Origin of the sequence: Pelomonas margarita (assembly GCF_043555875.1) — a bacterium.
GTDB lineage: Bacteria > Pseudomonadota > Gammaproteobacteria > Burkholderiales > Burkholderiaceae_C > Pelomonas > Pelomonas margarita.
Window position 1 is genome coordinate 49,170 of record NZ_JBIGHW010000016.1, and the last position, 12,473, is coordinate 61,642.

General features: G+C 69.3%; 12 protein-coding genes. 3 read left to right on the top strand and 9 right to left on the bottom strand.

Annotated features, from left to right (window positions below):
• Nucleotides 1–7 precede the first annotated feature (7 nt).
• From ACG0Z3_RS20855 to puuE, 9 genes are all read right to left on the bottom strand, one after another.
• Nucleotides 8–2,341, bottom strand: a complete 2,334-nt coding sequence (locus ACG0Z3_RS20855) for a TonB-dependent receptor (protein WP_394401320.1) — start codon at nt 2,339–2,341, stop codon at nt 8–10.
• 84 nt (nt 2,342–2,425) lie between these two features.
• On the bottom strand, nt 2,426–2,812 hold the full coding sequence (locus ACG0Z3_RS20860) for a DUF2946 family protein (protein ID WP_394401323.1): 387 nt from the start codon (nt 2,810–2,812) through the stop codon (nt 2,426–2,428).
• Between the two features lie 72 nt (nt 2,813–2,884).
• Entirely contained in the window at nt 2,885–3,865 is a 981-nt protein-coding gene (locus ACG0Z3_RS20865; RefSeq protein ID WP_394401326.1) for a porin, read from the bottom strand.
• 23 nt (nt 3,866–3,888) lie between these two features.
• Nucleotides 3,889–4,638 (bottom strand): ABC transporter permease, encoded by a 750-nt coding sequence (locus ACG0Z3_RS20870; protein WP_394401327.1) that lies wholly within the window; start codon nt 4,636–4,638, stop codon nt 3,889–3,891.
• Entirely contained in the window at nt 4,635–5,447 is an 813-nt protein-coding gene (locus tag ACG0Z3_RS20875; RefSeq protein WP_394401329.1) for an ABC transporter ATP-binding protein, read from the bottom strand. The genes ACG0Z3_RS20870 and ACG0Z3_RS20875 overlap by 4 nt, the downstream gene beginning before the upstream one ends.
• A gap of 3 nt (nt 5,448–5,450) precedes the next feature.
• Complete coding sequence (locus tag ACG0Z3_RS20880; protein WP_394401332.1) at nt 5,451–6,488, bottom strand: ABC transporter substrate-binding protein; 1,038 nt, start codon at nt 6,486–6,488, stop codon at nt 5,451–5,453.
• Nucleotides 6,489–6,609: 121 nt separating this feature from the next.
• Nucleotides 6,610–7,845, bottom strand: a complete 1,236-nt coding sequence (locus ACG0Z3_RS20885; RefSeq protein WP_394401335.1) for a M20/M25/M40 family metallo-hydrolase — start codon at nt 7,843–7,845, stop codon at nt 6,610–6,612.
• Nucleotides 7,838–9,589, bottom strand: a complete 1,752-nt coding sequence (gene uraD, locus ACG0Z3_RS20890) for a 2-oxo-4-hydroxy-4-carboxy-5-ureidoimidazoline decarboxylase (protein ID WP_394401337.1) — start codon at nt 9,587–9,589, stop codon at nt 7,838–7,840. Before uraD ends, ACG0Z3_RS20885 begins: the two co-directional genes overlap by 8 nt.
• The gene (gene puuE / locus ACG0Z3_RS20895) at nt 9,586–10,542 is read right to left on the bottom strand and encodes an allantoinase PuuE (RefSeq protein WP_394401339.1); all 957 of its coding nucleotides are present in this window, start codon (nt 10,540–10,542) and stop codon (nt 9,586–9,588) included. The genes uraD and puuE overlap by 4 nt, the downstream gene beginning before the upstream one ends.
• Nucleotides 10,543–10,591: 49 nt before the next feature.
• On the opposite strand from puuE, the gene uraH reads away from it, so the two are divergent.
• From uraH to ACG0Z3_RS20910, 3 genes are all read left to right on the top strand, one after another.
• The gene (gene uraH, locus ACG0Z3_RS20900) at nt 10,592–10,945 is read left to right on the top strand and encodes a hydroxyisourate hydrolase (protein ID WP_394401341.1); all 354 of its coding nucleotides are present in this window, start codon (nt 10,592–10,594) and stop codon (nt 10,943–10,945) included.
• Nucleotides 10,935–11,705, top strand: a complete 771-nt coding sequence (gene xdhC, locus ACG0Z3_RS20905; RefSeq protein WP_394401343.1) for a xanthine dehydrogenase accessory protein XdhC — start codon at nt 10,935–10,937, stop codon at nt 11,703–11,705. The genes uraH and xdhC overlap by 11 nt, the downstream gene beginning before the upstream one ends.
• Nucleotides 11,706–11,850: 145 nt before the next feature.
• Nucleotides 11,851–12,453 carry a Cache 3/Cache 2 fusion domain-containing protein gene (locus tag ACG0Z3_RS20910; protein WP_394401346.1) on the top strand — a complete coding sequence of 201 codons (603 nt, stop codon included), beginning with the start codon at nt 11,851–11,853 and terminating at the stop codon, nt 12,451–12,453.
• The last annotated feature ends 20 nt before the right edge of the window (nt 12,454–12,473 follow it).

Below are 12,473 nucleotides of genomic sequence, written 5' to 3' on the forward strand. Positions count from 1 at the left end.
CCCTCCTTCAGTGCTTGAAGCGCACTTCGGCGAACAGCGTGCGACCCGGGTAGGGGTGGCTCTGGTAGGCGTGCTGGTCGGTCAGGTTGTTGATGCCCAGCGCCAGCTCCAGCTGCGGCGTGAACTTGTAGGCGCCGCGCAGGTCCAGCTGGTTGAGCTTGGAGACACCGCCATAGACGTTGGGGTTCACGTCGAGGTTGTAGGTGTCGTTGTAGGCGCGGCCCTGGTGGCGCCAGCCGGCGGCGAACAGCCAGTGCGTGTCGGGCCGGTAGCTGGCCTGCAGCGCGGCGCGGGTGCGCGGTACGCGCAGCCACCACTTGCCCACCATGGCCGGGTCGCGGGCGTTGGCGGTCACCTCGCTGCGCAGCGTGTAGGTCGCGCTGGCCTCCAGGGCCAGGCCCTTCAGGCCCAGGTCCTGCGCCTGCCAGGCCAGCTCGATGCCCTGCGTCTGCACGCGGTCCACGTTCTGCACGCAGGTATAGCTGCTGGCGCCGGTGGCGGTGGTCTTGCAGACCGCGGCGTCCGTGGTGGACTGGCGCAGGATGGCGTCGCGCACGTCGTCCCAGTACAGCGACACGCGCAGCCGCTGGCGATCGCCCTCGAACTCGGCGCTGAGGTCGACGGCGTCGGCGGTCTCGGCCTTCAGTGTGGGGTCCGACAGTGTCTGGCTGGTTGCCGTGACGGTGCCGTTGTAGAGCTCCTCCACGTTGGGGAAGCGCACGCCGCGGCCGGCGCTTGCCTTGAGCGTGAGGCTGTCCGACGCGGCCCAGGCCAGTGCCGCCTTGGGTGAGTGGCCGCGCAGGCTGCGGCCGGGGTAGTCCACGGTGACGCCGCCGCCCAGCTGGCGGCCGCTGTGGGTCTGGAAGCGCTCCTCGCGCCAGCCCAGCGTGAGCATCCAGTCGTCGCTGAAGCGCCAGGCGTCCTGCAGGTAGAGCGCGGTGATCTCGGTCTTGCCGCCGTAGAACTGGCTGGCCGTGCCGTTGCCGCTGCGCCAGTCCGCGAGGCTGGCCACGCTGTTCTCCAGCCGGTAGCCGTTGCGGTGCAGGCCCAGGGCCAGCGCATGGCGGCCGTTGCCCCAGTCGCCAGCCGTGGACGTGTAGCTGGCCTGCACTTCGGCGGTGTTCCAGCCGGTGCCGTCGCGCCGGGTGAGGCTGCCGGCGCCGCCGGCTGCGGCGACAGGATCGGGGGTGTTGGCCTGGCGCGCGTCGTCAGCCAGCAGCCGGTAGTCGGACACCACCAGCGAGCCGTTCCAGCCCGGCCCGCGCCGGGTTTTGAGCGTGGCACCCAGTTGCTGGTGGGTCTCCTGCCGTGTGGACGGCGCGAAGGCGCTGGCAGGGATGCTGAAGCGGTTCGTGCCGTCGGTGACGACGCCGGACCAGACCGTGTTGCCGGCCGCATCGCGCAGCCAGCTCTGGTTGCGCGTCTCAGTGTCGTTGTGCCACCAGGACGCCATCGCGCTGGCCTCCAGCGTGGGCGTGAGCATGAGGCCGCCGCGCAGGTTGAGCGTGTCCTGCACGGTGTGGTCGATGGCGCCGCCATTGGCGCCGAACACGGCGCGCTTCAGGCCCTTGGGATCAGTGTCGTAGACGATGCCGGTAACGGTGGTGGCCGCGCCGGTCACAGCCGGGAAGCTGCCGGCCGCGTTGGCCACCGCGGTCTGCCACTGCATGGGTTGGCCGGTGGCGTCCTGATGGTTGAGGTCGGCACTGAACCAGGCGCCGCCCGCCAGCCGATTGGCCACATGCAAAGAGAACTGGCCGCTGTCGAAGCGCTCGGCCTGTCCGTACTGCTGGAAGTCATGGCTGCTGGCCACCACGCGGCCGGACAGCTCGAAGCCCTGCGGCACCCGCTGGCTCATGGCCACGGTGGTGCCGATGGAGTTGCCCGGGAACAGTGCCGAGTAGGGGCCGTAGAGCACGTCCACGCGGGCGATGGCTTCGGGCGAGATCATGTTCCAGCGCGGCGCGTCGAAGCGGCCCAGGAAGTTGCTGATCAGGTAGCCGTCCAGGTAGACCAGCGCGCGCGAGGGCTGCAGCGTGCCGAAGCTGCGGCCGGCCAGCAGCGCGTTGCGGTCGCCGACATAGCGCTTGCGCACCACGGTGCCTGGCACGTAGTTCAGCGCGTCCTCGGGGTTGAAGAGGTTCTGCTCGCGCAGCTGGTCGGCGGTCTTGCTGGCGGTGCTGCCGGGCACGGCGGCGGGCAGGCCGTTGCGGGTGGCGCTGCCGGTCACGGTGACCGGGGCGAGCTGGGCGTCGGTGGCCACGCCCTGGGCGTGGGCGAGCGGCGTGAGGGCCGGGGCGAGGCAGGCGATCGCCAGCCCCGCGAGGGACATCTGGGTCATGGAATGAACAGTGATCGGAGTCGGCCCCGGCCGGGCGGCCGGGGCTGGCCCGGCGCCGTCAGGCCGCCGGGAAGGGCAGGGGACTCAGATCGAGGCGGGTGGCGCGCGCGCGCTGGCCGGGCGCCAGGCGTGGGCCGTGACCGGGGCGGTCCAGAAGCGGGTGGGGGCTTCGGCCACCAAGCCCAGCGGCGCCTGCACCGCCGGCAGGGCCGGGGGCGGGGCGAGGTCGGTGGCGCTCAGGTGGCAGGCTGCGCAGTGGCCGTTGGCCAGCAGGTCCAGCGCCTTCTCGATGGGCCGGGGCTCGGCCGCGCGGCCCACGCTGGGCGAGCGGCAGATGTCCTGCCAGGCCGAGAAATCGCCCCGCGCATGGGCCAGTGCCGCACTGACGCCCGGCGCCAGCAGTCCCAGCACGAACACGGCCAGCAGCCACCAGGATTGGCGGCGCGCTTGGACGTGAGTAAGGGAGCGCATGACGGGCGGCATTCTAGGCATGGCCCGCTGGCCCCGGCCGCGCAGGCCCTTGCGCGTTGGCGGCGGGCGGGGTCAGAAGCGGTGCCGCATGCCCACCGACACGCTGCGGCCGGCGCTCTGGCCGCTGAGCTTGTCGTTCATGGCCATGGCGTAGAGGTCGGTGCGCTTGGACAGGAAGTAGTCGTAGCCCACCGTCCAGGTCTGGCGCGCGGCGCCGGTGCTGGGGTTGATCTTGCCGAACTGCGCCAGCAGCTTGCCCGCACCCAGGGGCACGCTGGCGCCGGCTTCGTAGATCTTGTAGTCGATGCGACGCGTGAGGTTCTCGGCGCTGGCGTACTGGCCGAAGAGCTTGACGGCGCCGAAGTCGTAGGAGCCGCTGGCCATCGTCACCTCGGTGTCATCCACCGGCGTGGTGCCGCCGTCCTTCTGCACCTTCTGGTAGACCAGCGAGCCGGCCAGAGGCCCGGCGGCATACGTGCCGCTGAGCGCTACGTTGCGGCCGCCCTGGCCCTCGCCCGCCGCGACGAAGGCGCTGCCGGTGAAGCCGCTGAAGCTGGGCGTCGTGTACAGCACCGAGTCGCTCCAGCCCGAGTCGCCAGTGACGGTGTTGCTGGTGAAGATGTGGCGGATGCTGGGCGAGTAGCCAAAGGAGTCGCCGAAGGGGTTGAAGCTCAGCGTGGCGACAAACAGCGTGGTGGTGTTGCGGCCGATGCGCAGCGTGCCCCATTCCTTGCTGCTCAGGCCCACGTTGGCGGCGCGCGCCCAGTAGGTGTCGGTGGCAGAGCGGCCGCTGGCGCCGATGTCGGCGCGCAGGAATCCCTCCAGGTTGAAGGTGGCTGAGAGGCCGCCGCCCAGGTCTTCCACGCCGCGGAAGCCGTAGTAGCTGGTGGTCATCTTGCCGCTGTCCACGCTCTTCACGGAGGCCGACGCGCCAGGCGCCTTGCTGATGCCGGCGCTGACGTCGACGAGGCCATAGGCCGTGATGCTGCTCTGTGCCAGCGCGGGCAGGCTCAGCAGCGTGATCAGGCCGGCGGCCAGGGTCTTCTGGTTCATGCGTCTCTCCTTGGGTTGTGAAATCACGCGGCGCGGTGGGCCCAGCCGGTCAGGTGGCGCTCCAGCACGGCAAACAGCTCGTACATGGCCATGGCCATGGCGCCCACCACCAGCAGGCCGGCGAAGGCCAGGCCCATCTGCATGGACGAGCCGGCCGAGATCAGCAGGTAGCCGATGCCCTCGTTGGCGGCCGTCATCTCGGACACCGTGGTGCCGACGAAGGCCAGCGTGATGGCCACCTTCAGTGCGGCGAAGAAGTAGGGCATGGAGCGGGGCAGGCCCACCTTCCACAGCACGTCGGTGCGGCGGGCGCCGAGCACGCGCAGCACGTCCTCCAGCTCGGGCTCGAGCGTGGCCAGGCCGGTGGCGATGTTGACCATGATGGGGAAGAAGCTGATCAGGAAGGCGGTCAGCACCGCCGGCCCCACGCCGATGCCGAACCACACGACCAGGATGGGCACGAAGGCCGCCTTGGGCAGCGCGTTGAAGGCCGTCATCAGCGGGTACATGGCGGCGTAGGCCAGGCGCGAGCTGCCCATCAGGCAACCCAGCAGCACGCCCACGACGATGGACAGCGCGAAGCCTGCCATCGTGACCCACCACGTGCGCCACGCGTGGGCGAGGATGGTGGCGTGGTGCTCCCAGAACTGCTGCGCGATGCGCGCCGGGCTGGGGAACAGGAACTCGGACACGTCGAACAGGCCGCAGACGCTCTGCCAGACGGCCAGCAGCAGGGCCAGCAGCACCCAGTGGGCATGGCGTTGCAATGTCATTGGGCGATCTCCGCGCCGGCCTTTTTCAGCGCCCCGATGTAGCCGCGCAGCTCGTGGACGATCTCGCCGAACTCGGGCGTGTAGGTCACCTCCAGCGCGCGCGGATGTGGCAGCGGCACCTCGCGCCGCAGCACGATGCGCCCTGGGCTCTTGCTCATCACGTAAATGGTGTCGGCCAGGAAGACCGACTCGCGCAGGTCGTGCGTGACCAGGATGACGTTGAAGCCCTGCTCGGCTTGCAGGTCGCGCAACATGCACCACAGCTCCTCGCGCGTGAAGGCATCCAACGCGCCGAAGGGCTCGTCCAGCAGCAGCAGCTGGGGTTCGTGGATGAGTGCGCGGCAGATGCTGGCGCGCTGCTGCATGCCGCCGGACAGCTGCCATGGAAACTTGTCTTCATAACCGGCCAGCCCCACACGGGCCAGCAGCGCGCGGGCACGGCCCTCGAACTCGGCGCGCCGGGTGCGCAGCTGCGAGCGGTAGGGCTCCACGATCTCCAGCGGCAGCATCACGTTGGCCAGCGTGCTGCGCCAGGGCAGCAGCGAGGCCGACTGGAAGGCCATGCCGCTGATCTTCAGCGGGCCGTGCACGGTCTTGCCGTCCACGCGGATTTCGCCGCGCGACGGCGGCTTCAGCCCCGTGGCCAGCTTCATGAAGGTGGACTTGCCGCAGCCCGACGGCCCGACGATGGCGATGAACTCGCCGCGCGCGACCTTCAGGTCGATCGCCTCGACGGCGAACTGCGCCTTAGCCAGCAGCTCGTCGTTGTAGGCGAGCCAGACGTCCCGGAAGTCAACAAAGGCTTCCACGGCTTACTTCTTGGGCAGGATGTTCAGTTCCGAAGCGGACGGCAGGAAGCCGCCGTTCCACACGGCCGTGGCGTCCACGCGCGTCTTGGTGGCGTAGGTGTCGGACACCTGGCTGGCCATCAGCGACAGCCGCGCCGCGTTGAGCTGGCCGAAGCCGTCGGCCCGCGCGTCGGGGCTGGCGATGACGTCGGCGATGGCCATGCGCAGGCGGCGCTTCTCCAGGTCAGTGTTGATGAGGCCGTCGCGCTCCTTGACGAAGGCGATCGCGTCATCGGGCTGGGCCAACACGTCCTTGGCGCCCTTGGTGAAGGCGCGCAGGAAGGCTTTCAGCGCCTCGGGCCGCTCTTTGACGAATTTTGGGCTGGCGATGATGACGTTGCCGTACAGCTTCACGCCATGCTCGGCGTAGGGGAAGACCTGCACGTTGGCCGTCTTCACGCCGCGTGCCTCCAGGTTGAGCAGCGAGGTGAAGGAGAAGCCGGTGATGGCGTCCACGTCGCCACGCATCAGCATGGTCTCTCGCAGCGGCGGGTCCATGCTGATCCAGCTGACGGCACCGAGCTTGTTGGCCTTGGCCAGGATGGGAAAGCCGCGCCGGCCGGCGTCGAACACCGGGGCGCCGAGCTTCTTGCCGCCGAGGTCAGCCAGCGTTTTGATGCCGTTCTTCTTCAGCGTCAGCACGGCGGCTGGCGTGTTGTTGTAGACCACCATCACCGCCACCGGCTTGGACGGCGCGTCGGGGTTGTTGGCGTGGAACTCCATCAGCGCGGCCATGTCGGCGAAGCCGATGTCGTAGGCGCCCGAGGCCACGCGCGTGACCGCGCCGCCCGAGCCGTTGCCGGCGTCCACCGTCACGTCCAGCTTCTCAGCCTTGAAGTAGCCCTTGGCCACGGGCAGCAGGAAGAGCGCGGACGGGCCCTCGAAGCGCCAGTCGAGCTGGAACTTGACGGGGGTGGTCTGCGCCAGCGCGGCGCTGGGGGCGGCGCCCCAGGCAACGAGGGCGGCCGTCAGGGTGATCAGGGCGCGGCGTGTCAGTCGCATGCAATCTCCGTCTGCATCGGGCGCGGCAGTGCGCCCGATGGGGACGTTTGCAAGCTCTGTGCCTACAACCTAGGGGGAAGCCGTGCACCTGCGCACGGCACCGGGGCCGTGCCTCGTGCGCTCATGCACCGGAGCGGCGCTCCAGCAGTTCCGCGAGCGTGCGTGCCACCACCTGCGTGGCGCGTTTCAGGTCATCCAGCACCAGGTGCTCGTCGGCGCGCTTGGCGTTGCTCTCCAGCACGGTGCGCGGCCCGGCGCCATAGATGGCGGCCGGGATGCCGTGGGCGGTGTAGAGGCGTACATCGGTGTACAGCGGCGTGCCCGAGGTCGGGATGGGCTCGCCGAACACGGCCTCGCCATGCGTCTGCAGCGCGGTGATCAACGGTGCGGCGCCAGGCAGCGGCGTCATCGGGTGGGCCAGCAGCAGGCGCTTGATGTCGAGCTTGATGCCGGGCGATTGCGCGACCGTGCGCTCGATCAGTGCGCGCACCTCGGCTTCCACCTCGGCTGGCTTCTCCTCGGGGATCATGCGGCGGTCCAGCTTCAGCGTGACCTTGCCGGGCACGACGTTGGTGTTGCTGCCGCCCTCGATGCGGCCGACGTTGAGGTAGGGGTGGGTGATGCCGGCCACGGCAGACACCCGCGTCTTCAGCACGTCGTTGTGCGCGTACAGCGCGGTCAGCAGCTGGGTCGCGGCCTGCAGCGCGTCCACGCCGGTGTGCGGGTAGGCCGCATGCGAGGCCAGGCCGTGCAGCGTGACCTCCATCTGCAGGCAGCCGTTGTGCGCGGTGACGACCTGGTAGCTGAAGCCGGCGGCAATGAGGAAGTCGGGCCTGGTGAGACCTTGGCTCAGCAGCCAGCCCGGGCCCAGTTCGCCGCCGAATTCCTCGTCGTAGGTGAAGTGCAGCTCCACGGCGCCTTTGAGCGGCAGCCCCGCGTTCTTCAGCGCCAGCAGCGCGAACGTGTAGGTCGCGAAGTCGCTCTTGCTGACGGCCGACGCGCGGCCGTAGAGCTTGCCGTCTGCAATCTCGGCACCGTAGGGGTCATGCGTCCAGCCTTCGCCGGGCGGGACGACGTCGCCGTGGGCGTTCAACGCAATCGTCGGGCCGTCGTCGCTGAAGCGGTGCCGCACGATCAGGTTCGTGATGGACTGCATGCCGGCCGCCTGCACGTCGGCGGCGGGCACGGCGTGCATCTCGACCTCGAAGCCAAGCGCGGTCAGCAGCTCCGCCGTGCGCTCGGCATGCGGCGCGTTGTTGCCGGGTGGTGTGTCGGTGGGGATGTGGACGAGCTGCTGCAGGAAGCGGACTTCGTCGTCGAAGTGCTGGGCGATCCAGCGGTCAAGCGTTTCAGACATGCAGGGTCTCGATCAGGTGCTGGAAGGCGACGATGGCCAGCTCGGCGTCATCCACCGTTACCGACTCCAGCGGGTTGTGGCTGATGCCGCCATTGCCGCCGCGCACGAACAGCATGGCCTGCGGCAGCAGCTCGTGCAGCTTCATCGCGTCGTGGCCGGCGCCGGAGGGCAAGCGGTGCAGCGGCAGGCCCAGCGCCGTGACGGCGGCCTCCCAGCGCGACTGCCAGGCCGCATCGCTGGGCGCGGCATTGGCGGCCACCGTCGGCTGCAGCGTGAAGCTCAGGCCGCGGCGCTCGCAGATGGCGTCCAGCTCAGCGCGCAGGTCGGCGTCCAGCGCGTCACGGGCCTCATCGGTCGTGGCGCGCAGATCCAGGCTGAACCGGCAGCGGCCGGGGATGACGTTGATGGAGCCCGAGGGCACTTCCAGCATGCCTACCGTGGCGACCACGTCGGGCACGCTGGCCGCGCGCCTCTCGGCGAATAGGATCAGCTCCGCCACGCCTGCGGCCGCATCGCGGCGCTGGCCCATCGGCGTGGTGCCGGCGTGGCTGGCCAGGCCGACGATCTCGCCGGTGTAGCGGCGGCTGCCGTTGATGCTGGTGACGATGCCCAGCGGCAGGTCCAGGCTGTCCAGCACCGGACCTTGCTCGATGTGGACTTCGACAAAGCCGAGGTAGCGCGCGGAGTCGCGCTGGAGCGCCGCGATGGCGTCCAGCGTGCCGGGCAGGCCCGCGTCTCGCATCGCGTCGCGCAGCGTCACGCCGGCGGCGTCAGCCTGGTCCAGCCAGGCCGGCTCGAAGGCACCTGTCAGCGCGCTTGAGGCGAGGAAGGTCGCCGCGTAGCGCTGGCCCTCTTCTTCGGAGAAGCCGACGACTTCCAGCCCGAACGGCAGGCGCTTGCCGGCACGGTGCAGCTCGCGCACGGCGAGCATGGGCACGAAGATGCCCAGCCGCCCGTCGAAGCGGCCGGCGCGGCGCACGGTGTCGTAGTGGCTGCCGGTGAGCAGGCGCTTGTCACCGGTGCCTTGGTAGACGCCGATCACATTACCCACCGCGTCGCGGCCGACCTCGTCGAAGCCGCAGTCACGCATCCAGGCCATCAGCTGCTCGGCGACGTCGGTGTGCGCGGGCGTGGCGTAGGTGCAGGTGAGGAAGGTCTCGTCCTCGCTGTGCACGGCCAGCGCGGCAGCCCAGTCCCACAGCTGTTGGCCCAGCGCGGGCGTCACGCCGAACTTGTCGTTCAGGCGGATCTCGGCGATGCGGTGGATCTGGCGCAGACATTCGGCGCGTTCCACGTCCGGGTGCGCGCGCAGTCGGCGCTCGAAGGTGGCGATGATGTCGTGCCGTGTGAAGCCGGTGCCACGCGGGCCACGCACGGCCAGGATGAACGGAAAGCCGAAGCGCGCGTTGTAGTCTGCATTGAGCTGCTGCAGCTTCGCGAACTCCTCCGGCGTGCAGGCGGTCAGCCCTGCCTTCTGCTGTTCGTTCGTCGACTCGGCCGTCAGCTCGCCGGCCACGGCGGCCTTTCCGGCCAGCTCGGGGTGGGCGCGGATCAGGCCCAGCTGCTCATCGACGCTGGCTTCGCGCACCACGCGCGCCAGCGCCACCTTCAGCGCGGCGACTGTCTTGAACGGGCGGCAAGCCGCGGCGCGCTCGGCGATCCACGGCGAGTGTTCGTAGGTGCCGTCCAGCAGCGCGACGAAGTCGACAGCGCTGGCGGTGTTGAGGTGGTCGAGGGTCATCATTCCCACAGGAAGGCGGTCTTGGGGTCGAAGGGGTGCGTGGCCTGCCAGTGCCGCGCGATGTCCAGCCTGCGGCAGACCCACACGCGGTCATGCGCCTCGATGTGGTCGAGGAAGCGCTGCAGTGCGCGCAGGCGGCCCGGGCGGCCCAACAGCCGGCAGTGCATGCCGATGCTCATCATCTTCGGGCTCTCGGCCCCTTCGGCGTAGAGGACGTCGAAGCTGTCCTTCAGGTATTCAAAGAACGGCTCGCTGTGGCTGAAGCCCTGCGGCAGCGCGAAGCGCATGTCGTTGCAGTCCAGCGTGTAGGGCACGACGAGGTGCGGCGCCAGGTCGCCATTGGTCTTCTTCACCTGCAGCCAGAAGGGCAGGTCGTCGCCGTAGTAGTCGCTGTCGTAGGCAAAGCCGCCGAAGTCGGCGACGAGGCGGCGCGTGTTGGGGCTGTCGCGGCCGGTGTACCAGCCCAGGCCGTGCGGGTCGCGGCCCAGCGTCAGGCGCTTCAGCGACGCCATCGCTTGCGCCATGTGGGCGCGCTCGGTGTCCTCGTCCATGCCCTGGTAGTGGATCCAGCGCCAGCCGTGCGAGGCGATCTCGTGGTCCAGCTCGATGAAGGCCTGCGTCACGTCCAGGTGTCGCTCCAGCGCCATGCCCACGCCAAACACGGTCAGCGGCAGCGCGCGGCGCTCGAACTCTTTGAGCAGTCGCCACACGCCCACGCGCGAGCCGTACTCGTAGATGCCCTCCATGCTCAGGTGCCGGGCCGGGTAGCTGGCCGGATTGAACATCTCGGACAGGAACTGCTCGCTGCCGGCATCGCCATGCAGCACGGAGTTCTCGCCGCCCTCTTCGTAGTTCAGCACGAACTGCACGGCCACGCGGGCCTGGCCCGGCCATTGCGCATGCGGTGGGTTCTCGCCGTAGCAGACGAGGTCGCGGGGATAGCGGGCAGTGCTCATCCCTACACTTTGCATCAAGCCACCCCAGGCAAAAGACAACGGAGCGTCGATGGGCAAACTGACAACACATGTGCTGGACACCGCCAACGGCTGCCCGGCGGCGGGCATGGCCGTGCGGCTGTACCGTTTCGATGCGGATGGCCCCAAATGGCTGCGCAGCCTGCACCTCAACGGGGACGGCCGCGCCGACGGCCCGGTGCTGGAGGGCGCGGCCCTGACGGCCGGCCGCTACCGGCTGGTGTTCGAACTCGCGGCCTATTTCCGCGCGCGCGGCGACGAGCTGCCCGAGCCGGCCTTCCTGGACGAGGTGCCGCTGGACTTCGGCATCGCCGACGAGACCTCGCACTACCACGTGCCGCTGCTCGCGTCGCCGTGGAGCTATTCGACCTACCGTGGCAGCTGAAGCGCTGATCCTCGTCACCGTGGCCCGCACGTCGGGCAGCGTGCCCCGCGAAGTGGGCGCGTGGATGACGGTCACGGCCGGTGGCTTCACCGGCACCGTGGGCGGCGGGCATCTGGAGTTCGACGCCATCGCCCGCGCCCGGGCCGCGCTGGCCGGCGGCGCGCTGGACGATGAGGTCCGTTACCCGTTGGGCCCGGGCCTGGGGCAATGCTGCGGCGGCGTCGTGTGGCTGCGCTTCGAGCGCGTGGCCGTTGGCGAGGATCTGCAGGCCCGCCTGCCTGTCGAGCCGCTGCGGCCGCTGGCGCTGTTCGGCGCCGGCCATGTGGGCCATGCCATCGCCCGCATCGTGCGTGAGCTGCCGCTGGTGCTGCACTGGGTGGACAGCCGCGAGGATGCCTTCCCCGTCGAGTTGCCCCCGGCGCACTGGCGCCAGGAGGCCGTCGACCCCATTGCCGACGCCGTGGCCGACCTCGCGCCCGGCGCGGCCGTGCTGCTGATGAGCTACAGCCATGCCGAGGACTTCAACCTCGTCGTCGCCTGTCTGAAGCGCCAGCGCGAGCGCGGCGACCTGTCCTTCATCGGCCTCATTGGCAGCCGCACCAAATGGGCGAGCTTTCGTCAGCGGCTGGTGGCGCGGGGCTTCGGCGAGGCCGAATTGGCCCAGGTCGTCTGCCCCATCGGTGTGCCGGGCGTGGCGGGCAAGCAGCCCGCTGTGATTGCCGTTGCCGTGTTGGCGCAGGTGCTGGCCCTGCCCGGTTGACCGCTGGCTGAGCGAGTCACGAGGACGGCGCGACGGCTCGGGTGGTTGTCGGCCTGGGAGGGAACGAACGTGCTGACGAACGCCGCTGCGAACGATTTCAAACCGTGACGTAGTGCTTACGGAGCACGTGCGGCCGCGGCCGCACTTGATCTGGATCAACAAGAATCAAAGCCGTGAGTTCGCGTTGGGTAATCAGGCGCGGATCGATCACCCGGTGTCCAGTTACTTTGGTGAGTCAATCAGCATGAAAAAAGTTAGCACTCCTTCCTTTCTGGTCGTCGGCCTCTGCGCCGCACTGATGCCATTGGCCGCTTTGGCCAACGATCCCAAGGCCACCATCGCGGACCTGGATGCCCGCCTCGCCAAGCTGGGGGCGGCCAAGCTGGAAGGTACCGAGAAGGCCGGTGACAAGCAGGCGCCGGGGCTGTTCTTCGGCCCGCGCAAGCTGAACAACAACTACGACATCGTCGATGACATCAAGAAGAAGTCGGGCGCCACGGCCACCGTGTTCGTGAAGAGCGGCGATGATTTCGTGCGCATCTCCACCAATGTGCTGACGCCCGAGGGCAAGCGTGGCGTGGGCACCAGCCTGGCCCGTGCCAAGGCCTATGAAGCGGTGTCCAAGGGGCAGGCCTTCTGCGGCGACGTTGATGTGCTCGGCACGCCGTTCAACGCTTGCTACAACCCGATCAAGGACGACAAGGGTGCCGTGGTCGGCGTGACTTACGTCGGCTACAAGAAGAACTGATGTCGTCGCTGCGCTGGGGG

What these genes read in the sequence shown, in the direction of transcription:
- ACG0Z3_RS20855 (WP_394401320.1), bottom strand. Translation starts at nt 2,341, where the DNA reads ATGACCCAGATGTCCCTCGCGGGGCTGGCGATCGCCTGCCTCGCCCCG.
- ACG0Z3_RS20860 (WP_394401323.1), bottom strand. Translation starts at nt 2,812, where the DNA reads ATGCGCTCCCTTACTCACGTCCAAGCGCGCCGCCAATCCTGGTGGCTG.
- ACG0Z3_RS20865 (WP_394401326.1), bottom strand. Translation starts at nt 3,865, where the DNA reads ATGAACCAGAAGACCCTGGCCGCCGGCCTGATCACGCTGCTGAGCCTG.
- ACG0Z3_RS20870 (WP_394401327.1), bottom strand. Translation starts at nt 4,638, where the DNA reads ATGACATTGCAACGCCATGCCCACTGGGTGCTGCTGGCCCTGCTGCTG.
- ACG0Z3_RS20880 (WP_394401332.1), bottom strand. Translation starts at nt 6,488, where the DNA reads ATGCGACTGACACGCCGCGCCCTGATCACCCTGACGGCCGCCCTCGTT.
- ACG0Z3_RS20885 (WP_394401335.1), bottom strand. Translation starts at nt 7,845, where the DNA reads ATGTCTGAAACGCTTGACCGCTGGATCGCCCAGCACTTCGACGACGAA.
- uraD (WP_394401337.1), bottom strand. Translation starts at nt 9,589, where the DNA reads ATGATGACCCTCGACCACCTCAACACCGCCAGCGCTGTCGACTTCGTC.
- puuE (WP_394401339.1), bottom strand. Translation starts at nt 10,542, where the DNA reads ATGAGCACTGCCCGCTATCCCCGCGACCTCGTCTGCTACGGCGAGAAC.
- uraH (WP_394401341.1), top strand. Translation starts at nt 10,592, where the DNA reads ATGGGCAAACTGACAACACATGTGCTGGACACCGCCAACGGCTGCCCG.